A 21,847-nucleotide genomic window follows, 5' to 3' on the forward strand; every position below is an offset into this window, starting at 1 on the left:
TAAAAGTTCTGCAGGGATTTGGCAATAATACAGGAGCACTTAACAATGCAGATGGCTTAAATATTCCAAAGAAGCTGAAAGATTTATTTAAAAAATTAGAAAGCTTGTGATGAGCAGTCAGGGTTATTCTAATCAATCATCTTTATCGGACTGCTGTGTTTCCTCACATTTTTTGCAGTCCAGTTCTATGCCCAGTTTTTCCCTTCGACCTGATACAGCCATGACCCAGGGACGGTTTTGCCAGGGTGGATCATGCCGTACATGTTGACCATGTCCACAGGCCAGTTCAGCAACCCAATGATTTTCTTCATCTAAATGAAAACCGACGATAGCTTGCAACATCTTTAGATTCATCCTTAACACAAGAATGCATACATACTCATGCAAAATCTGAATAAACAAAAGAATAATCTCGGCTATACTCATTGCCAAATTCATTTTGAAAATAGAGCACAGAAATATGCGCGTACTTGTTGTGATGGATCCCATCGAAAATGTAAACCTGAAAAAAGATTCAACTATGGCGATGCTTTGGGCAGCCGCACGCCGTGGTCATGAACTGGGTTATGCATTACAGCAAGATTTGTATATTGATCAGGGTAAAGCATTTGGTTTGATCTCACCACTACAGGTGTTTGAAGACTATAATCATTACTATGAATTAGGTGAAAAGCGTAAAGAATCCATCGCGGCATATGATGTGGTGTTAATGCGTAAAGACCCACCTTTTGACATGAATTTTGTCTATGCAACTTATATCCTGGAACAGGCTGAACGTGAAGGTGCCTGGATCATTAACAAGCCGCAAAGCCTGCGTGACTGTAATGAAAAGCTGTTTGCCACCCAGTTCCCGGAACTGCAAGTACCAACTTTAGTGACTTCACAACAAAGCCTGATACGTGAATTCATTAAAGATCATGGTGATGTCATCGTTAAACCCTTAGATGGCATGGGGGGAATGGGGATTTTTCGTCTGTATCAGGACGGAGTAAATATCGGTTCGACTATCGAAATCCTGACCAATAATGGGACTCAGCCCATCATGGCACAGCGTTATATTCCAGAAATTGTTGAAGGCGATAAACGTATTTTGATGGTGAATGGTGAACCAATACCTTACTGTCTGGCACGTATTCCCCAAAATGGTGAAGTGCGTGGCAACCTGGCAGCAGGTGGTCTGGGGGAAGCGCGTCCTTTAACTGAAAATGATAAAGCCATTGCTGCAAAAGTTGGCCCATTTTTACGTGAAAAAGGTCTGGTCTTCGTGGGCCTGGATGTGATTGGTAACTATGTCACTGAAATTAACGTGACCAGTCCAACCTGTATCCGTGAAATTGATACCCAGTTTGGGACTTCGATTGCGGATGACCTGTTTGATGTACTGGAAGCGGGTATCAAGTAGGCCTAAGTTTTACAGTTATAAATAAAAAAGAGTCTCTATTGAGGCTCTTTTTATTTACCATGCCGTCGGAACAGATAGCTGCTCATCATCAGACCGAATATCGAAAGGCAGGCAGTAACCAGTGCAATATTGGCCCATTGTCCGGTCGCAGAAACCAGTGATGCACTCAGTGGCGGGACAAAAAACTGTGCAAATGCCGAAACTTGAAGAACAAGGCCGACACTGGCTGCCGCGGTATTGGCCTGAGGTGCATATTTCAGGGTAATGGCAAAAACAGTCGTCGGAATAATTCCGCCAATCAGTGAAAACAATACAGCACTCAATACCTGTAATTCCAGCATCAACCAGGAACGCGCGGCAAAGACCAGAAAGCTGGTCAGCATCATGCTGATAAAACCAGTCCAGAGCAGGGTTTTCGACTGCCAGCCACGTTGCAACAGCATACCGGCACCAAAGGTACCACCCAGATTGGAAACCACGACCAGTGAAGCCAACATACCTGCAGTTTTTAAATCAATCTGATTCGCGACATACATACTCGGTAAAAAGCCGATTACAGTCAGCCACTGACTGGTATAACAGGCAAAAATTACCGCCAGACATAAAATTGGTGGATGAGTAATGGTGACCCGAACAATTTCCCAGAAAGAAGAACTGGTAGCCGATGATGATGCGGTTTCAGAGGTGGGTACTTGCGGTTCAAGATGCAGATAACGATGTACCATTAAGGCAATCAACAGACACAATCCACCGAGTAAAACCCAAATAGTCTGCCATTGCAGCCATTCCAGCAATATCGGAATACACAGAACGGCTAGACTCACCCCTACACCCATATAGGAACTCCACAATCCCATCTTGAAATTCAGATGTTCTGGCCGGCTGATCCTTTTCAGAATGGCTGGTGCACACAGGGAGATGGTCAGGAAGCCGAGGCCCTCAGTAAAACGAAAAAAATATAATGCAGCGACATGTTGAATCCAGAGTCCGGCAATACTGCTGAACCCTAGAATCGTTAGCGCCAGAATCAGGCAACGTTTTAGACCAAATTTTTCAGAGAATGCACCAATACTGAGAGCAAACAGCATGCCTGCGCCTTGAACCAGAGACAAGGAAAAACCTGCTTGGGTAAAACTGAGTCCTAAGTCCTGCTGCAAAATTGGAATTACCGCAGAGAGTTTGCCGACATGAATGGCAGCCAGATAACCTGCCAGGATCACCCAGCTGTCATGCACTGAAATTTTTGACATCTGTCATCGCTTTATCTGTTAAATCAATTCATTAAAGAATTGATGGTATTTATTAAGAATATAAATAACATAGAAAAAGAATAAATTTCATGCTGTTTAGACCTAAGTTTAGGTCTGAAAAATAGTGATCAGTGCAATAATGTTTTCGCTTCATCCTGCGATAAAATCTGTTTTATATCTATAAAAAAGAGATCATTGAAATCAATTAATAAAATCCGTTTTTTTCTGAAAATTGAATAAAAATGCAGACCTGATTATAAATACAGTTTAAACTTTAAAATCGTGTGAAAAAAAACAATGAAACGCTCGTTGAAATAAAGTAAATAAACTTTCATGGCTTAGCGATTGTGATTACAATTGACGACTTAAATTACACATCCTGTTTATATTTTAGAATTGAAGAATTAGACCGTGACCGATGCTCAGCAAAAACAGCCTAAACATGTCATGATGATGGCCGCAGGTACCGGTGGACATGTATTTCCAGCGTTAGCCGTTGCAAAAGAATTAGAACAGCAGGGGATCAAAGTGTCCTGGTTGGCAACTCCGGCAGGCATGGAAAACCGACTTTTAAAAAACCATAATATTCCAATTTATCAGATTGATATTCAAGGCGTGCGCGGCAATGGCGTAGTACGTAAATTGGCGGCACCGTTTAAAATTCTAAAAGCCACTCTTAGCGCCATGAAGTATATGAAACAGCTGAAGGTGGATGCTGTCGCCGGTTTTGGTGGCTATGTCGCCGGTCCAGGTGGTCTAGCAGCGCGAATGCTGGGCATTCCCGTGATTATTCATGAGCAAAATGCTGTAGCCGGTTTTACCAATACCCAGTTGTCCCGTATTGCTAAAAAAGTCTGTCAGGCATTTCCGAATACTTTTCCGGCCCAGGATAAAATTGTCACTACAGGCAATCCGGTACGTAAAGAAATTACTGAAATTTTCAATCCGTCCTGGCGTTATCAGGAACGGGAAAAAGCTGGCCAGCCACTGCATATTTTAATTGTCGGGGGTTCACTGGGCGCACAGGCACTCAATGAACGTGTGCCTGAAGCCTTAAAACAGCTGAATACCCCATTGAATGTTTTTCATCAGTGCGGTCAAAATCATGCAGATGCGACGCGTGCCCGTTATGCTAATGCACCTGCAACTTTAAATGTTGAAGTACAGCCATTTATTGAAGATATGGCACAGGCCTATAGCGATGCGGACTTAATTATCTGCCGTGCCGGTGCGTTGACCGTAACTGAAATTGCCACAGCAGGCGTGGCCGCAATCTTTGTGCCATTACCAAGTGCGGTAGATGATCACCAGACCGCCAATGCCCGATTCCTGGCGAATCTTGGCGCAGCAAAAATCTGCCCGCAAGCCACAATGACCCCAGACAGTTTAAAAGCGCTGCTGGAACCGATGCTGAATCGCCAGCTTCTTATGGAAATGGCTGTAAAAGCACGCCAGCAGGCTCAACCAGATGCAACCCAACACGTGGTTCGTTTAATTCAAGAATTGTAAACCGAGTAAATTATGTCTCCATCAACTCCAGCTGACCAAGCGAAAAAATTAATCAAAGTGCCAGAAATGCGCCGTATCAAACACATTCATTTTGTGGGGATCGGCGGTGCTGGCATGTGTGGTATTGCTGAAGTATTGAAAAACCAGGGTTATAAAGTCTCTGGTTCAGATATTAAAGCGTCCAAAACCACGGCTCAGCTGGAAGAAAACGGAATTAAGGTGTACATCGGTCATGCCGCTGAAAATATTCAGGGTGCCAATGTCATTGTGGTTTCAACCGCCATTGATCCTGAAAATCCGGAAATTAAGACTGCGATTGAAAAGCGTATTCCAGTGGTTCGCCGTGCTGAAATGCTGGGTGAATTGATGCGCTACCGTCACGGTATTGCTGTAGCAGGTACTCACGGTAAAACGACAACCACAAGTCTGGTGACTTGTATGTTGGCCGAAGAAAATCTTGATCCAACCTATGTGATCGGTGGTTTGCTGAACCGTACGGGTGTGAATGCTGCATTGGGTGCCAGTCGTTATATCGTGGCAGAAGCAGACGAATCAGATGCCTCTTTCCTGCATCTGCAGCCAATGGCGACCATTGTCACTAATATTGATGCTGATCATATGGATACTTATGGCGGCAGCTTTGATGTGCTGAAAGATACTTTTGTTCAGTTCCTGCAAAAACTTCCGTTCTACGGCCTAGCCGTGGTATGTGGTGATGATGCCAATATACGCGAAATTATGCCGCGGATCGGTCGCCCACTCATTACCTATGGTTTCAATGAAGACAATGACATTCGTGCGGTTGATATTGAACAGGATGGCATGCAGTCGCACTTTACGGTATTGCGTAAAGATCGTGAGCCGCTGCGTCTTACGATCAATATGCCGGGTGCACACAATATTCTGAATTCACTGGCAGCAATTGGTATTGCGACTGATGAAGGCGTTTCGGATGCTGCGATTTGCCGTGCCCTGGAAAGCTTTAGCGGTGTTGGTCGTCGCTTCCAGGTGCAAGGTCAGTTCGAGCTTGAAGGCGGTGATGTGAAGCTGGTGGATGACTATGGTCACCATCCTAAAGAAGTTGAAGCAACCATCAAGGCGGCACGTGCCAGCCATCCAGACCGTCGTCTGGTGATGATGTTCCAGCCGCACCGTTTTAGCCGTACCCGTGACTGTTTTGAAGATTTTGTCGATGTATTGTCCACGGTAGATCAGTTGTTATTACTAGAAGTTTATTCAGCAGGGGAGAAACCAATCGTTGGTGCAGATAGCCGTGCTCTGGCGCGCAGTATTCGTCTGCGTGGTGAGGTAGAGCCAATTCTGGTTGATCCGGTTGAAGGAAACCTCAGCAATGTCATGAAAAATGTGCTACAAGCAAATGACCTGCTGCTGACTCAGGGTGCCGGTAATGTAGGTGCAATTTCAATTGAACTTGCTCAGAATCATCTATATGTAAAATAGTCGCCGTGTGTGGCTTAGATAGAATTGACCAGATTTAAAAGTTTAAGGATATAAACGTGTCAAATGCTTCAAAATTCGGAAAAGTTGCCGTATTGCTTGGTGGTAAATCTGCAGAGCGTGAGGTTTCGCTAGACAGTGGTACGGCAGTGCTTGAGGCATTGCTGCGTTCTGGGGTGAACGCAGAAGGCTTCGATCCTCAGGAGCGTAGCATCACGGAGCTGACGGCTTATGATCGTGCTTTCATTGTGCTGCATGGTCGTGGTGGTGAAGATGGCCAGATTCAAGGTGCACTGGAATGGCTGAATATTCCTTATACCGGTACAGGCGTACAGGGTTCAGCGATTGGTATGGACAAGGTTAAAACCAAGCAGGTTTGGCAAGGTTCAGAACTGCCAACAGCATCTTACCGTATTGTGACCAAAGATTCGAATGCTGAAGAAATCGTTGCAGCACTGGGCTTGCCACTGATTATCAAGCCAGTGCATGAAGGCTCAAGCATTGGTATGAGCAAGGTTGAGAAAATCGAAGACTTTGCCACTGCCATTGCGAAAGCGACTGAACATGATGCCATTGTGATGGCAGAGAAATGGATTACCGGTCGTGAATTCACTATTGTTTTGTTAAATGGTCAGGCACTTCCGGTAATTCGTTTGCAACCACCAGAAGATGTGGCTTTTTACGACTATGAAGCCAAATATAACCGTAATGATGTACAGTACGGCATTCCATGCGGTCTAAGCGAAACAGAAGAAAAAGAACTGCAAGCCTTGGCTTTACGGGCTTTCCAGGCAGTAGGTGCTAGCGGTTGGGGCCGTATTGATGCCATGCAGGATCAGGACGGTAAGTTCTGGCTACTTGAAGTGAACACGGTGCCAGGCATGACCAGTCATTCTTTGGTGCCAAAAGCGGCAGCAGCAGTAGGCTATAGTTTTGAAGCGCTATGTGTGGCGATTCTGGAACAAACTCTGAACGGTGTGGCTCACTAAGATATGGCTCAACTTCCTGCATCCATGCGCCGCAAACGTGCTGCGATTACCTCAATTCACGACAAGCCGCCCACACGAAAAGAAAAAATGGCCAATCTAGGTGGTTGGTTACTGCTGTGTGTGGCGTTTGTAGTACTTGCAGCAGGAATACTGGGATTCTATCGTGTGATGACCGATGCCCAGGTAGCAGAGCTTGAAGTGACTGGTTCTCGTTCGGCGGCAGAAGAACGTCAGATCCTGCAACATGTATCGCCAATTATTACCGAAAATTATTTTACCTCGGATTTAAGATCAGTCCGTGATAAAACTCTAGAATTATCTTGGGTAGATCGTGTTGTGGTATCACGTGCCTGGCCGAATGCAATTCGGGTACGGGTAATGCCGCACCATGCAATTGCACGTTGGGGCACTGGACGTCTGCTCAGTGATAGCGGGAAAATTTTTACTGAAGTACTTCCTCGCAGTTATCCTGAATTACCGTTACTGCATGGTCCTGCCAGCCAGGCCAAAACCATGATGCGTCGCTATAACGAAATTAATCAGCTGTTCGCACCGCATGGCATTCGTTTAAAAGAATTATATCTAACAGAGCGCATGACATGGTTTATGCAGTTTGATTCGGGATTACGCGTGATTGTGGATCAGGATCAAACCATGAGCAAGCTGCAACGTCTTAGCCATCTTTCCTATAGCGATTTGAAGCCAGTTTGGTCTAGAATTTCTTCAATTGATCTGCGCTATAGAAATGGGCTTGCGATTCAGTGGAAGAATGCAGTTCCACCAAAGATACAAAATGGTCATTTTATTGTAACGAATAATGACACCGGCGTTGAGAACGGCGTTACAGTAAAGCCATAATGTTCGGCTTTGAAAAATAGAGGCTTAGAGCCATAAATTAAACACAGGTAATGGTAGTAACGAATAATGAATGAAGCTGTTCCCTCAGTTGTTGCGATTGACATTGGGACGCACAAAGTTTCAGTTTTGATTGGTAAGGTACATGCGCCAGACAATATCCAGGTCATTGGGATGGCGACTGCTCGTAACCGAGGCATGAATAAAGGGAAAATTGTAAGTCTCGATAAAGTCATTACCGCAATAAAAAATGCCGTTCAAGAAGCGGAAGACATGGCGGAATGCCGTGTACATTCAGCCTGGATTTCAATTCCAAGTGCGGAGCTGAAAAGCTTTTATGCTTCAGGCCGCACTTCAGTTGACAATGCAGAACATACAATTACCACCAGTGAGGTGGTGCGTGCGCTTGAACTGGCCAAAGCCAGTCATCAGATCTCAGATCATTACCTGGTCAGCGCAGTTCCACTAGGTTTCGAGCTGGATGATGCACCAGAATGGGTATTGAATCCGATCCGTATGTCGGCGCACAGCATGACCGGACATTATCATTTAATGATGTTGCCAATTAGCACCATGCAGAATATTGACCGTGCCCTGAAAGGTGCCAATATTGGTGTAGAACGCATGGTGGTATCATGTCTGGCCACTGCTGAAGCCAGCTTGCTGAAAGATGAAAAAGAATATGGCGTATGTCTGGTCGACATCGGTGCCGGAACCACAAATCTTGCAGTTTATCTGGATGGTCGTCTGGCATTGACCCATACCATTCAGCGTGGTGGGGAACATGTAACACGTGATATCGCAGCGGTGTTACAGACTACCACTGAAGAAGCTGAACGTATCAAGCTGTTATATGGTTGCGTCGATCTGAAAGTGGTAAAACCGGACCATATGATTCAGTTCCAGGGTATTGATGGTCCGCAGACTATTAGCCGGATTGAACTGACTGAGATTATTATTGCGCGTTATAGTGAAATTCTGGGCTTGGTGCGTGATGAACTGGAAAACAGTGGTGCAATGCAGGGGCTGTACCATGGTGTGGTATTAACGGGTGATGCCAGCCATATTGAAGGTATGGTCAGCTATGTACGCCGCACTTTGGGTATATCGGCGCATTTGGGTAATCCGCCAGCGCCAGTACATGCAGATGAAGCACATCAGGCAGCGCTGCGTCGTTCGCAGTACGCTACAGCTGCAGGTCTGCTGATGTTCAGCCAGAGTGACGCGCAGGAAACCATCGTAGAATCGGAAGAAAATGAAAGACTGTCAGTGACTCAGCGCGTTAAACGTGCCTGGTCAGGCTTTAATGAAACATTGAAGTCAATTTTTTAGTCGACATTTATTGTGAATATTGTTGAGAAGTTGTAGTAAAAAATGCCTGCACTTGACAACTGAGTTGTGGAGCAGCATTCTTAAAAACAATTTTTTATTAAGATCAGGGCAGTATACGGGCTTAGTGACTGCCAGTACTAAATTAGGAATTTTATAGGTCATGGCCTCATTTGAATTTTTTGAAGACGATCAAGACGATAGCATTGGTCAAGCCCGTTTCACTGTGTTTGGTGTAGGGGGTGCGGGTGGTAATGCTGTGCAGCATATGCTGCAATCAGACATCCAGGGTGTAAAATTTGTCTGTGCCAATACTGACAAACAGGCACTTGATCGCATGGAAGCTGAATTTAAAATTCAGTTAGGCGAACAAAGTACCCGTGGTCTAGGTGCAGGTGCAAATCCACAAGTCGGTCAAGCGGCAGCAGAAGAAAGCCGTGAACTGATCCGCCAGCATCTTGAAGGCACAGATATGGTGTTCGTGACTGCTGGTATGGGCGGCGGTACAGGTACCGGTGCAGCACCAGTGGTTGCAGAAATTGCCAAAGAAATGGGCATCCTGACAGTTGGTGTGGTGACTACGCCATTCAACTTTGAAGGTAAACGCCGTTTACAGTCCGCTGAGAAAGGTATTCAAGCCCTGGAACAGCACGTTGATTCCCTGATCATCATTCCAAACCAGCGCCTGCTGAAAGTATTCCGTGACATCTCGATGAAAGATGCTTACAAGAAGGCGGATGACGTTCTGTTAAATGCAGTACGCAGTATCTTTGATCTCGTGGTACGTCCAGGTCATATCAACCTTGACTTCGCCGATCTGAAAACAGCGATGAGCACACGTGGTTATGCCATGATGGGTGTTGGTCTTGGTCGTGGTGAAAACCGTGCACGTCAGGCAGCTGAACAGGCAATTCGTAGCCCATTACTGGATAACGTTACTATCATGAATGCCAAAGGCATCCTGATTAACGTGACTGGTGGTGATGATGTAACCTTCGGTGAAATTGAAGAAATTACCGATGTTGTGAACCAGATCGTGGACCTGGATGAAGGTCAAGTCTTCTACGGTACCGTCTTCGATCCAGATGCGCGTGATGAAATTAGCGTAACTGTAATCGCAACAGGTCTGACCCGTAACTCGGCAGATGCTGCTGAGCCTGCGAAACGTACCAATGTACAGCAGTCACGTCCTGTAACAGCGCCGGCTGCAGTAGATGAAGATGATGTGCCAGCGATTCAGCGTCAACAAACTGGTACAGGTGCGGCAGCGACGCCGGCTGCCTCTGTTTCAAACCCACGTCCAACGCCAATGAGTATTCAGGATTATCTTAAAAATCAACAACGTAAGTAACATGTAACAATATGTGTTTACGATGATTCAACAGAAAAGGTGGCTTTAGGGCCACCTTTTTGTTTTTTATCAATGGCTAAATATGCTAACGTATAGCGGTTTTGTTGATGAACAGATGATAAAAGCATGTTGAAACAGCGTACCCTGAAACGTGTCGTGAAAGCGAGCGGCATCGGTCTTCATAGTGGGCAGAAAGTCATGATTAACTTCGTGCCACACCATGCCGATGGGGGAATTGTATTTCGACGCATCGATCTGAATCCACCAGTTGACATTGCTGCCAATGCCATGCTGATCCAGGAAGCCTTCATGTGCTCGAATCTGGTTCAGGAAAATGCCAAAGTGGGTACCATTGAGCATGTCATGAGTGCCATTGCCGGCCTGGGCATCGATAACCTGATTATTGAAGTATCAGCTTCTGAAGTGCCCATCATGGATGGTAGTGCCGGTCCATTTATCTATCTGCTGATGCAGGGTGGACTTCAGGAGCTGCAGGCACCAAAGAAATTTATAAAAATCATTAAACCTGTAGAAGCGCTTATTGATGATAAGCGTGCGGCTTTTAGCCCACATGAAGGCTTTCAGCTTAACTTCACCATCGACTTTGACCATCCTGCTTTCAAGAAAGAATACCAGTCTGCCACCATTGACTTCTCTACTGAAACCTTTGTATATGAAGTCAGCGAAGCGCGTACATTTGGCTTTATGAAAGATCTGGACTATCTCAAAGCCAATAATCTGGCTCTTGGTGCAAGTCTGGAAAACGCAATTGGCGTGGATGAAACTGGGGTAGTCAATGAAGAAGGGCTACGTTTTTCAGATGAATTTGTGCGTCACAAGATTTTGGACGCTGTCGGTGACTTATATCTGATGGGTCATCAGATTATCGCTAAATTCGACGGTTACAAGTCAGGCCATGCCTTAAATAACCAGCTTTTGCGTAATGTCAGCAGTGATCCGGATAGCTATGAAATTGTAACATTTGATGACATTGAAACTTGTCCAATTCCTTATGTGAATGTGATATAAGTCATTGTCTTTTAGTGTATATGTTATATTATAACAATATAGAGTGAGAACTGGTTCTCGCAATTTACATTGTAAATCAACATGATTTAATTTGTATGTTATTTTTTATTGCTTGCCAAACGTAGTAAAGCTTGGCTAAGCTTAGGGTCGCTTATAAAGTCAGCAGCACTACGGAGCATATCCTGTGTTTCTGGGCTTAAGGCTCTTTCGGATTTTTCTGTAATCAAAGGTGTTTTGGATGGATTTCGTAAACACACTTGTAGTTTGGTTAAGTCCTTTAATTCGCTAATTTGAGAGAGTTGTGAAACGTATTGCTTCTGTAAATAGGCCAATTGAGAAATCATGGCCTGGTTTTCACCAGTAAGCGTTAACACACCATTTTGATAGCAGACAACCTGCCATTGTTCCGGTTGGGGCAACAAAGGTTGAATGAGTTTTGTAAGTTTCTGCCATGCAGCAACTTGTGATGAGAGAAACGAGAAGTTTCCTGTTTTTATGTGTTTTCTTGTTTGTTGAAAAACGTTGACAGGTTCAGACATACATCATTCCTACATGATTATGCCTTAATCTTATGCGCTCTTTTCGGTAGATATCAAGGAAGAGATCACCCAAGGAACTCGATTAAAACAGTTTTAGAGAGGTTTTTTATGCATTTGCGACGTATTTTGTTGGCATTTTCCTTGGCGAGTTCAGCTGCTTCTGTAGCATTCGCAGATTTAGTGGATCTAAATCAGGAAAGTGGATCCGTCGATCGTCTTGAGCAGCTTACACGGACTTTAGCACAGGGCGCTTATACACAATCAGATGATGTTTATATTCCTGCTGAAACCAAATTAAGCGTTCAGCTCCGTGAGAAGCCAGTTGAGCTCAACAATGCAACGATTGAGAAAAAATACGGCGCTTCTAAGTCTACATCTAAATCTTCTTCAAGTTTTTCATCTTCTCCATATTCCTGGTTAGTTGCACATCCTCTGCCAAACCTGAAACGTGTCAGCTCTGACTTTGGTGGGCGTACCATGAATGGTCGCGCTGAAAACCATTCTGGTCTGGATATGTCTGCACCAAGCGGTACACCGATCTATGCGACGGGTCCTGGTATTGTAACCAAGTCAGGTTGGGGTACAGGTTACGGCCAATACGTGGAAATTAATCACGGTAATGGTTACCTAACTCGTTATGCACATGCTTCACGTCTGATTGCACGTGTGGGTGATCGCGTAGAAGCAGGTGAGCACATTGCCAACGTAGGATGTACAGGTCGCTGTACAGGCCCGCATTTACACTATGAAGTAGTAAAAGACGGTCAGCGTAAGAATCCTTCAACTTATCTTGCCATGCTGCCATAAGGCCTGTCAGGTCATTTAAGCTACCCTGTACATAACACCTACAGAAAAAGCACATCCATATTTAAAAGTAATAAATCTCTGGTCTCTTTCTAAAATGAGAGAAACTGGAGATTTATTGCTTTCAGGTCTTAATTTATCACTAAAAAATATGAGCAATGTATAATTTTGATTCTTTACTGACTCAGATTTGTATCTTTGTGTAATAAATGATCAATAGGTATTTAGCTGCTAAATACCCTGGCATTCGCGCATTCAGCGTGGGCGATACCTGTCACTGCCCTAAATATGATACATATAAACGATTAATGTAGATCTTTAGGAACAGTAGATTATGGCGTTTTATGGCGATACAGACGCGCAAGAAACTCAAGAATGGCAAGACGCTTTTGACTCTGTTTTGCAACACATGGGCACTGAGCGTGCAGCTTTCTTATTAGAGAAACTTTATCAGCGCGCGATTGCTAAGCATGTTCCCATTCAGCGTTTAAATACTCCTTACTTAAACACGATTTCTGTTGAAGAACAACCACCTATGCCGGGTGACCAGGACATGGAGCGCCGTATTCGTGCGCTGATCCGCTGGAATGCACTGGCGATGGTTCTTCGCGCGAACAAAACTGGCGATGATCTAGGTGGCCACTTGGCCAGTTTTGCATCATCCGCAACCTTATATGATGTAGGCTTTAACCACTTCTTCCGTGCCAATAGCGATAGCTTCGGCGGTGACATGATCTATTATCAAGGTCACTGTGCTCCGGGTATCTATGCACGTTCATTTCTGGAAGGCCGTTTAACGGAAGACCATTTAAATAACTTCCGTCGTGAAGTAGATGGCGTTGGCTTACCTTCTTATCCACATCCATATTTGATGCCGGATTACTGGCAATTCCCGACTGTATCGATGGGTCTGGGTCCGATTATGTCGATCTACCAGGCACACATTCAAAAGTATTTGATGAACCGTGGCTTGATCAAGGAAGAAGATCGTAAAGTCTGGGCTTACCTGGGCGATGGTGAGATGGATGAACCAGAAAGTACCGGTGCAATCTCTCTGGCTGGCCGTGAAAAGTTAGATAACTTGATTTGGGTGGTCAACTGTAACCTGCAACGTCTTGATGGCCCGGTACGTGGTAACGGCAAGATCATCCAGGAACTTGAGTCGCTATTCCGTGGTGCAGGCTGGCGCGTCATTAAAGTCGTTTGGGGCCGTCATTGGGATCCATTGCTTGCCAAAGATGAAACTGGCGCTCTAAAAGCGATTATGGAAGAAGCGGTAGACGGCGATTACCAACGTTACCAAGTAAAAGGTGGTGCTTATACACGTGCGCACTTCTTTGGTAAATACCCAGAAGCTGAAGAGCTGGTTAAAGGTTTAAGTGATGAAGACATCGACAACTTGAACCGCGGTGGTCACGATCCATTCAAAGTATATGCAGCCTATGCAGAAGCAATGAAATCCACAGGTCAGCCAACCGTTATCTTGGCGAAAACAGTGAAAGGCTATGGCCTGTCTGAAGAAATTGAAGCGGTGAATAAGACTCACCAAATCAAGAAAATGCAGCTTGAGTCGTTGAAATATGTGCGTAACCGTTTCAACTTGCCATTTACTGATGAGCAGTTAGAAGAAGTTCCATTCTACCGTCCAAGCGAAAATTCGCCTGAATTGAAATATATGAAGGCACGTCGTGAGGCGCTCGGTGGTTACCTGCCTGCACGTCGTAAGGAGAGCGAACAGCTTGCGATTCCAGAACTGTCGGTATTTGACGCAGTACTTGCAGGTTCTAACGGTAAGCAACAATCAACCACCATGGTGATGGTTCGTTTAATTTCTTCATTATTGAAAGAAAAAGCCATCAAAGACCGCGTGGTTCCAATCGTTCCAGATGAAGCGCGTACATTTGGTCTGGAAGGTATGTTCCGTCAGCTGGGTATTTATGCTGCACATGGTCAAAAATACACGCCTGAAGATCAGGAACAATTGATGCATTACCGTGAAGCAAAAGACGGTCACATGCTTCAAGAAGGGATTAATGAAGCGGGTGCGATGAGTGCTTGGGCTGCGTTGGCAACCAGTTATTCAACCAATAACCTGCCAATGATTCCAATGTACATGTACTACTCTATGTTCGGTTTCCAGCGTATTGGTGACATTGCATGGGCGGCAGGTGATGCGCAAGCACAAGGCTTCTTGCTGGGTGCCACAGCGGGTCGTACTACATTGAATGGTGAAGGCTTACAGCACCAGGATGGCCACTCGCATATTCTTGCGAATACGATTCCAAACTGTATTTCTTATGATCCTTGCTTTGGTTATGAGCTTGCCGTGATTGTTCACGATGGCTTGAAGCGTATGTACGTGAATCAAGAGCGTGTGTTCTACTACTTAACCGTAATGAACGAAAACTACGAGCATCCTGCAATGCCACAAGGTGTTGAAGAAGGCATCAAACGTGGTATGTATCTGCTGGAAGAAGACGAGAAAGCTACTGTCCAGTTGCTTGGTTCAGGTGTGATTCTGCGTGAAGTGATCAAAGCTGCGAAGATCCTGCGTGAAGAATATCAAATCCATTCAAACGTATACAGCGTAACCAGTTTCAATGAGCTGGCACGTGATGGTATGGCGTGTGAAGAATACAACCGCTTGCATCCGCTGGCTGAAGACGTGAAAGAAGCATGGGTATCGAAACAGCTCCGTGGTACTGAAGGTATCGTGGTGTCTGCAACAGACCATATGCGTGCGTATAGTGAGCAAATCCGTGCCTACCTTCCAGACAACCGCCCATTCGTTGCATTGGGTACTGATGGTTATGGCCGTTCCGATACACGTGCTAAACTTCGTAGCTACTTCGGTGTAGATGCTGCTCATATTGTGGTTGCTACATTGAAGAAACTGGCTGACGAAGGTGAAGTAGATGCGCGTTTAGTGAAAGATGCGATTTCTAGCTTTGAGCTGGATACCGACCGTCCAGTTGCATGGGCACCACAAGCAACGCCTGAACTACACGCTGTTGCTGACTACAAGGAGGAGAACTAATCATGCAAATTACGACTCCTGATATTGGTGTAGATAAGGCAACAGTTGCTGAAATTCTGGTGAAAGTGGGTGATACCATTGCCATCGATGAAAGCATTGTACTGCTGGAATCTGACAAAGCCTCTGTTGAAGTGCCTAGCACTTCAGCAGGCGTGGTAAAAAGCATTCTGGTTAATCAGGGTGATGAAGTATCTGAAGGTGCAGTACTCATTGAATTAGAGGCTGAAGATGATGCCAATGCTGTAGAAACCCAGCAAGCTGATGTGTCTGATAAAACTTCAGAAAATACGCCGACTTCATTACCTGATGATGAAATTCTCCAGGAAGTGGCTTCACATCAGCCGGGCACTGCGACTAAACAAAGCCAGACACCTGCTGCTAATAGCGCTGCATCTGCAACTGTTGAAGTGAAAGTGCCAGATATCGGTGTAGAAAAAGCACTGGTAGGTGAAATTCTGGTACAGGTCGGTGATGAAATCACGGTTGATCAAAGCATCGTGGTCGTAGAGTCCGATAAAGCGACTGTTGAAGTTCCAAGCACCATCGATGGCACAGTAGAAGCTATTCAAATTAAGGAAGGCGATACCGTTAAAGAAGGTGTGGTTATCCTGACCGTGAAAACTGCGGCTTCAGCACCGGTTCAGCAATCAGCTCCTGAGTCGGCTGAACAAGCTTCTGCACCAGCAGCACCTGAAGCCAAAGCTGAAACAGTTACACAAGCACCCGCAGCGCCTGCTGGCGATGTGGAAGTGAAAGTACCTGACTTGGGTGTCGACAAAGCTGCTGTAGCAGAAATTCTGGTACAGGTCGGTGACAAGGTTGAGAAAGACCAAAGTATCATCGTGGTGGAATCGGATAAGGCGACTGTCGAAGTGCCAAGCACGACTGCAGGTGTGATCAAGTCAATTCATGTCGAGCTCGGCCAGAACGTTTCTGAAGGCATTGCACTGATTACGATTGAAGCTGCAGGGCAGTCAGCACCTGCGACAGCTCCGGCTCCAAAAGCAGAAGTGTCAGCAGCTAAAGCCGCACCTGTACCAGCTGCAGTGCCAAAAGTTGAGACTGCTGCTGCACCTGAAACGCAAAATGCAGACAAGCTCACCAAAGAGCAAAACGCTGCCAATGCCAAAGTCTATGCCGGTCCCGCAGTTCGTAAGCTTGCACGTGAGCTGGGAGTGGTACTTGCTGAAGTCAAAGCATCTGGTCCGCATGCGCGCCTGATGAAAGAAGATCTGTTTGCATATGTGAAAACACGTCTGACTGCACCGGCACCTGCTGCAGTTGTGCCAGCCGCGGCTGCACCCGCAGGCTTACCAAAACTACCAAGCTTCGATGCATTTGGTGGCGTGGAAGAGAAAGCCTTGACGCGTTTGCAGCAGGTTTCTATTCCGCAGTTGTCTCTCAATAATTACATCCCGCAAGTGACACAGTTCGATTTGGCCGATATTACTGAACTTGAAGTATGGCGTAATGAGCTGAAAGGCAACTTTAAGAAAGAAGGTCTAAGCCTGACTATTATGTCATTCATCATCAAGGCAGTAGCACACCTGCTGAAAGAAGAGCGTGAATTTGCAGGTCATTTGGCAGATGACGGTAAGTCAGTCCTGTTGCGTAACGAAATCCATATGGGGATTGCAGTCGCAACACCAGATGGTTTGACGGTTCCTGTACTGCGTAATCCAGATCAAAAATCCATTAAGCAAATTTCGAAAGAATTGGGTGAACTGGGTCAAAAAGCACGTGATAAGAAACTTTCACCGAAAGATCTGCAAGGTGCAAACTTCACGATTTCAAGTCTTGGAGCAATTGGTGGTACAGCGTTTACCCCACTTGTGAACTGGCCACAAGTTGCAATCCTGGGTATTTCACCTGCGACCATGCAACCGGTTTGGAATGGTGAGGGCTTTGATCCACGCTTAATGCTTCCATTGTCACTGTCATACGATCATCGTGTGATTAATGGTGCAGATGCGGCACGCTTCACCAATAAATTAACCAAATTGTTAAAAGATATTCGTAGCCTATTGATCTAATGCATTAATGCATTAATGCTTTAATAGAAAGACCCTGCTCCGGCAGGGTTTTTTATATTACGATTTGTAAATATGGATGCTCTTGATTATAATGAGCTTACTTCATTGGGGAGTAGCCGCCTTTTGCGCAAAGCGAAAGGGTGATGGTCAACATATTTGTCCTGAACCGGACATGGTCATCATAGCAAAGAACCAAATGAGCTTCTTGAAGCTTTCTTTTGTTGGCAAGACCTTTGATTTACCATTCTGCAGATTTTGGCTGGCGGGAAGGGTAAGTCATCGGTAGCACATGCCAGCCAGAGAAAGACACATGTACGAATTCCTTCTTTCAACTGCCGTCGTAGCACTTGCCGAAATGGGCGATAAGACCCAATTGCTTGCCTTGCTGCTTGCCGCGCGATTCAGAAAGCCTGTTCCTATTCTTATTGCGATCTTGCTAGCGACCTTGATCAACCACGGTTTATCTGCGGTATTAGGTCAGTGGATTACCACGGTCATCAGTCCAGATGTGTTGTTATGGGTTGTTTCAATTGGATTTATTGCCATGGCGATCTGGATGCTGATTCCGGATGAACTTGGTGATGAATCTTCTAGCATCAATAAATGGCAAAAATTGGGAGTATTTGGTGCGACCTTTATCCTATTCTTCCTGGCAGAAATTGGTGACAAAACCCAAGTTGCAACTGTAGCCCTGGCAGCACGTTTTGACAGTGTGCTTTGGGTGATGCTGGGAACCACAATAGGTATGATGATTGCCAATGCACCGGCAGTTTTTATTGGGGATAAGCTGGCAAACCGCCTGCCAATCGCCTTGATTCACAAAATTGGTGCGTTGATCTTCTTGTTGATTGGGATTGGTACCTTGCTCAAACATTATTATTTCTAATTCATAAGAATAATATATTAAATCCTGAGCTAAAAACTCGGGATTTTTTATTGTGAAATAGCTATCAAAATGCTGATAAATAAGGCTATATAGACATTTTTATTTATTGTAAGTTTCTCTGAATACTTATATGTTAACAACAACACAAAAATCATTTTTAAATGTATAAAATTGGGGAAAGTTATGGCTTTTGAACGTACCACATCACAGGTTTTATTCGATGATGGCATCCACAAGTGCATTAGTTTTACCAGCCTGGTAAAAGGTGAAGGCGTTCAGGCCAACCAGTTTTTAATTATTGATAATAACCGTGCGGCAGTACTGGATCCGGGGGGTGACCTGACTTATGTGCCGCTCACCATGGAACTGAACAAATATACCCGTCTGGCCAATCTGGACTATGTCATGGCCTCGCATCAGGATCCGGACATTATCACTTCGATGCCGCGCTGGTTAGTCTATACCGATGCCAAAGTGGTTGCGTCCAAGCTCTGGGCACGTTTCTTGCCGCACCTGAACTCGGCCTTTATGAGTGACCGCATGAAAGGTAACTGGTTAGATCGTCTGGTGGAGCTGCCGGATCATGGCCAGATTATCAAACTGGGCAATTCCAATATTGTGGCAATTCCTGCTCATTTTCTGCATTCAGTGGGTAATTTCCAATTCTATGACCCGATTGCAAAAATCCTGTTTTCAGGCGATATGGGCGCGTCTATGGTCGAAGACGCTTCGCGTCCACTGGAAAACTTTGCGGCGCATATCCCGAAAATGAAGGGCTTTCACCAGCGTTATATGTGTAATAACAAGGTGATCCGTCTCTGGGTGCAAATGGTACGTACCATGGATGTAGAAATGATCGTGCCACAGCACGGTACACCGTTTGTGGGCAAAGAGCAGATCAATCAGTTTCTGGACTGGATTGAAACCCTGGAATGTGGCACTGACTTAATGGATGAAACGGTATTTACCTGTCCGGAATAACAGGAAAAATTAAAAAAATACTTGAGTGAAAAAACAACATTTTTTATATTTTCGGATTCCAAAAAATCTTTTTGATGACGAGAATTTATAAAAAATGTTGTCTCAAGTTCCAACACAGGATGCATGTTTAAGTTGTGGCGCATGTTGCGCCCATTTCAGGGTGTCGTTTTACTGGGCAGAGGGCATTCCGATGCCAGAGCACTATACGGAACCTGTTACATCGGTGTATTCGTGCATGGCCGGGACCAATCAGAAAAACCCGCGCTGTGTTGCACTAGAAGGTACGATTGGTGAACAGGTCAGTTGTGGTATGTATGAGCTACGCAGTACTTCATGTAAGGAAGTACAGGTTGCTGATGTGCAGTGTAATAAAGCCCGCATTGCCCATAATATGATTCCATTCATCCAGATCGATCGGGATAAAGCCGAGAATGACGATAACTTTGAACGCGTCAGTTAAATTTTGAATTCAAGATTTTAAAAAACAGAGCTTCGGCTCTGTTTTTTATTGAATATAAATATTGGCATGCTTGAGCTTCAAATTTACAGGCAAAGTATTATCGCTGAATGATTGGTTTTTTATTTCACTATCTGTGGAAAAGAACAAGTGCATAAATGATTTTGTAAGCTTAATTATTCTTCTTGTTGGGTTGGAATATTTAAACTGTTGATTGAATAGTCGAATTTATAAATTTAGCCAGTTAAATTAGATCTAAGTCCAGATTTCGACAAAATAAATTTTGCAATTGCAATGAAATTTAGAGCTAAATTTGTTTATAATGGCGCACGGAAATTACCAGTGAGACTGTTATGTTGACCATCGTTCAAGACGCGTTAACCTTCGATGATGTCCTATTACTCCCTGCCTACTCTACTGTTCTCCCAAAAGATGTCTCTCTAAAGACACGCCTGACTCGCGGCATTAACCTGAATATTCCTCTTGTGTCTGCAGCTATGGATACGGTGACTGAATCCCGTATGGCGATTGCAATGGCGCAAAATGGTGGTATCGGTATTCTGCACAAGAACATGGATATTGCTGCACAGGCTGCTGAAGTACGTCGTGTGAAGAAATTCGAAGCGGGTATGGTGAAAGATCCAATCATTGTTACCCCAGAAACTACCGTTCGTGAGTTGATTGCCTTAACTCAGGCAAACAATATTAGCGGTGTACCTGTTGTTAAAGATGGCAAAGTGGTTGGTATCGTGACAGGTCGTGATACACGCTTTGAAACCAATCTTGAACAGCCAGTCAGCAACATCATGACAGGTCAGGAGCGTCTGGTCACAGTTCGTGAAGGTGAGTCGAAAGAAAACATCCAGGCCTTACTGCAAAAACACCGTATCGAAAAAGTTCTGGTTGTAAATGAACAGCAAGAACTGAAAGGTTTGATCACGGTTACAGATTTCCGCAAAGCTGAAAGCTATCCAAACAGCTGTAAAGATGACCTGGGTCGCCTACGCGTGGGTGCTGCGGTTGGTACGGGTGCAGAAACACCAAGCCGTGTTGAAGCATTGGTTGAAGCTGGTGTAGACGTGATTGTCGTCGATACTGCACATGGTCACTCTGCTGGTGTGATTGAACGTGTACGTTGGGTAAAACAGAATTTCCCACAAGTTCAGGTGATTGGCGGTAATATTGCGACGGGTGATGCTGCACTTGCACTTCTGGATGCTGGTGCAGATGCTGTTAAAGTGGGTATCGGTCCTGGCTCCATCTGTACGACGCGTATTGTTGCGGGTATTGGTATGCCACAAATCTCTGCAATCGATTCAGTTGCGAATGCATTGAAAGAACAGATTCCATTGATTGCTGATGGTGGTATCCGTTTCTCTGGCGATATGGCAAAAGCGATTGGCGCTGGTGCAAGCACCATCATGGTGGGTTCACTGTTGGCTGGTACCGAAGAAGCACCAGGTGAAGTTGAGTTCTTCCAGGGTCGTTACTATAAAGCTTACCGTGGTATGGGCTCATTAGGTGCGATGGCTGGAGCAACAGGTTCTGCAGACCGTTATTTCCAGGATTCTAAAGCAGGTGCCGAGAAACTGGTTCCAGAAGGCATTGAAGGGCGTGTACCTTACAAAGGTCCAATGGGTAACATCGTGCATCAGATGATGGGTGGTCTGCGTTCATCTATGGGTTATACGGGTTCTGCAGTGATTGAAGATCTTCGTCAAAATGCGAAGTTTGTGAAAATCACTTCTGCAGGTATGTCTGAATCTCACGTACATGACGTGACGATTACCAAGGAAGCGCCAAACTATCGCGTTGGCTAATTTCCTTTCTGCACTCATTCGAAAAAAGCCGTCATACAAATGACGGCTTTTTTGTTTTGGTGTAAAGTGTCACACATTGTAAAAATGGATGATGGAAATCACCCAATAAGAAGTGAGA

The 21,847-nt window shown here is 45.0% G+C and carries 18 protein-coding genes and 1 riboswitch; of the genes, 15 read left to right on the forward strand and 3 right to left on the reverse strand.

The annotated features are described in order from the left end of the window. Window positions 1-132 precede the first annotated feature (132 nt). Window positions 133-342 (reverse strand): DUF3565 domain-containing protein, encoded by a 210-nt coding sequence (locus ACTJIX_RS05825; protein WP_440611276.1) that lies wholly within the window; start codon window positions 340-342, stop codon window positions 133-135. A 118-nt stretch (window positions 343-460) separates the two neighbouring features. Between ACTJIX_RS05825 and gshB the strand changes: the two genes are divergently transcribed. Further along, on the forward strand, window positions 461-1,402 hold the full coding sequence (gene gshB, locus ACTJIX_RS05830; protein WP_440611277.1) for a glutathione synthase: 942 nt from the start codon (window positions 461-463) through the stop codon (window positions 1,400-1,402). Between the two features lie 50 nt (window positions 1,403-1,452). Here gshB and ACTJIX_RS05835 read toward each other — a convergent pair whose 3' ends face one another. Continuing rightward, window positions 1,453-2,652 (reverse strand): MFS transporter, encoded by a 1,200-nt coding sequence (locus ACTJIX_RS05835; protein WP_440611278.1) that lies wholly within the window; start codon window positions 2,650-2,652, stop codon window positions 1,453-1,455. Window positions 2,653-3,063: 411 nt separating this feature from the next. Between ACTJIX_RS05835 and murG the strand changes: the two genes are divergently transcribed. The 7 genes from murG (at window position 3,064) to lpxC (ending at window position 11,172) form a co-directional block, all read left to right on the forward strand. Further along, window positions 3,064-4,161, forward strand: coding sequence for an undecaprenyldiphospho-muramoylpentapeptide beta-N-acetylglucosaminyltransferase (gene murG, locus ACTJIX_RS05840; RefSeq protein WP_440611279.1), 1,098 nt, complete (start codon window positions 3,064-3,066; stop codon window positions 4,159-4,161). A gap of 12 nt (window positions 4,162-4,173) precedes the next feature. After that, on the forward strand, window positions 4,174-5,622 hold the full coding sequence (murC, locus tag ACTJIX_RS05845; protein ID WP_440611280.1) for a UDP-N-acetylmuramate--L-alanine ligase: 1,449 nt from the start codon (window positions 4,174-4,176) through the stop codon (window positions 5,620-5,622). A 56-nt stretch (window positions 5,623-5,678) separates the two neighbouring features. Continuing rightward, window positions 5,679-6,608: a D-alanine--D-alanine ligase gene (locus tag ACTJIX_RS05850; RefSeq protein ID WP_440611281.1), complete on the forward strand. Its 930-nt coding sequence runs from the start codon at window positions 5,679-5,681 to the stop codon at window positions 6,606-6,608. 3 nt (window positions 6,609-6,611) lie between these two features. Beyond that, window positions 6,612-7,466 carry a cell division protein FtsQ/DivIB gene (locus tag ACTJIX_RS05855; protein WP_163172486.1) on the forward strand — a complete coding sequence of 285 codons (855 nt, stop codon included), beginning with the start codon at window positions 6,612-6,614 and terminating at the stop codon, window positions 7,464-7,466. Window positions 7,467-7,532: 66 nt separating this feature from the next. Then, a complete protein-coding gene (gene ftsA, locus ACTJIX_RS05860; protein ID WP_008305751.1) occupies window positions 7,533-8,795 on the forward strand; it encodes a cell division protein FtsA in 1,263 nt (420 codons plus the stop codon). 160 nt (window positions 8,796-8,955) lie between these two features. After that, a complete protein-coding gene (gene ftsZ, locus ACTJIX_RS05865) occupies window positions 8,956-10,143 on the forward strand; it encodes a cell division protein FtsZ (RefSeq protein WP_440611282.1) in 1,188 nt (395 codons plus the stop codon). Window positions 10,144-10,269: 126 nt separating this feature from the next. After that, on the forward strand, window positions 10,270-11,172 hold the full coding sequence (gene lpxC / locus ACTJIX_RS05870; protein WP_340817273.1) for a UDP-3-O-acyl-N-acetylglucosamine deacetylase: 903 nt from the start codon (window positions 10,270-10,272) through the stop codon (window positions 11,170-11,172). Window positions 11,173-11,270: 98 nt separating this feature from the next. Here the strand turns inward: lpxC and ACTJIX_RS05875 are convergent, their stop codons facing one another. Beyond that, window positions 11,271-11,711 carry a DciA family protein gene (locus ACTJIX_RS05875; RefSeq protein WP_004813748.1) on the reverse strand — a complete coding sequence of 147 codons (441 nt, stop codon included), beginning with the start codon at window positions 11,709-11,711 and terminating at the stop codon, window positions 11,271-11,273. Window positions 11,712-11,819: 108 nt separating this feature from the next. Between ACTJIX_RS05875 and ACTJIX_RS05880 the strand changes: the two genes are divergently transcribed. The 7 genes from ACTJIX_RS05880 (at window position 11,820) to guaB (ending at window position 21,729) form a co-directional block, all read left to right on the forward strand. Beyond that, entirely contained in the window at window positions 11,820-12,518 is a 699-nt protein-coding gene (locus ACTJIX_RS05880; protein WP_004813747.1) for a M23 family metallopeptidase, read from the forward strand. Window positions 12,519-12,849: 331 nt separating this feature from the next. Then, window positions 12,850-15,552, forward strand: coding sequence for a pyruvate dehydrogenase (acetyl-transferring), homodimeric type (gene aceE, locus ACTJIX_RS05885; RefSeq protein ID WP_108675734.1), 2,703 nt, complete (start codon window positions 12,850-12,852; stop codon window positions 15,550-15,552). Window positions 15,553-15,554: 2 nt separating this feature from the next. Next, the gene (locus ACTJIX_RS05890) at window positions 15,555-17,585 is read left to right on the forward strand and encodes a 2-oxo acid dehydrogenase subunit E2 (RefSeq protein ID WP_440611283.1); all 2,031 of its coding nucleotides are present in this window, start codon (window positions 15,555-15,557) and stop codon (window positions 17,583-17,585) included. Between the two features lie 95 nt (window positions 17,586-17,680). Beyond that, window positions 17,681-17,824: riboswitch (yybP-ykoY riboswitch) on the forward strand. A gap of 71 nt (window positions 17,825-17,895) precedes the next feature. Continuing rightward, window positions 17,896-18,471 (forward strand): TMEM165/GDT1 family protein, encoded by a 576-nt coding sequence (locus ACTJIX_RS05895; protein WP_005220573.1) that lies wholly within the window; start codon window positions 17,896-17,898, stop codon window positions 18,469-18,471. Window positions 18,472-18,654: 183 nt separating this feature from the next. Next, complete coding sequence (locus ACTJIX_RS05900) at window positions 18,655-19,452, forward strand: MBL fold metallo-hydrolase (protein ID WP_004813740.1); 798 nt, start codon at window positions 18,655-18,657, stop codon at window positions 19,450-19,452. A gap of 94 nt (window positions 19,453-19,546) precedes the next feature. Beyond that, the gene (locus ACTJIX_RS05905; RefSeq protein ID WP_082180213.1) at window positions 19,547-19,912 is read left to right on the forward strand and encodes a YkgJ family cysteine cluster protein; all 366 of its coding nucleotides are present in this window, start codon (window positions 19,547-19,549) and stop codon (window positions 19,910-19,912) included. A gap of 350 nt (window positions 19,913-20,262) precedes the next feature. Continuing rightward, window positions 20,263-21,729, forward strand: a complete 1,467-nt coding sequence (guaB, locus tag ACTJIX_RS05910) for an IMP dehydrogenase (RefSeq protein WP_048882183.1) — start codon at window positions 20,263-20,265, stop codon at window positions 21,727-21,729. Window positions 21,730-21,847: the final 118 nt, after the last annotated feature.

It is taken from the genome of Acinetobacter sp. 22323 (assembly GCF_052044895.1).
GTDB lineage: Bacteria > Pseudomonadota > Gammaproteobacteria > Pseudomonadales > Moraxellaceae > Acinetobacter > Acinetobacter schindleri.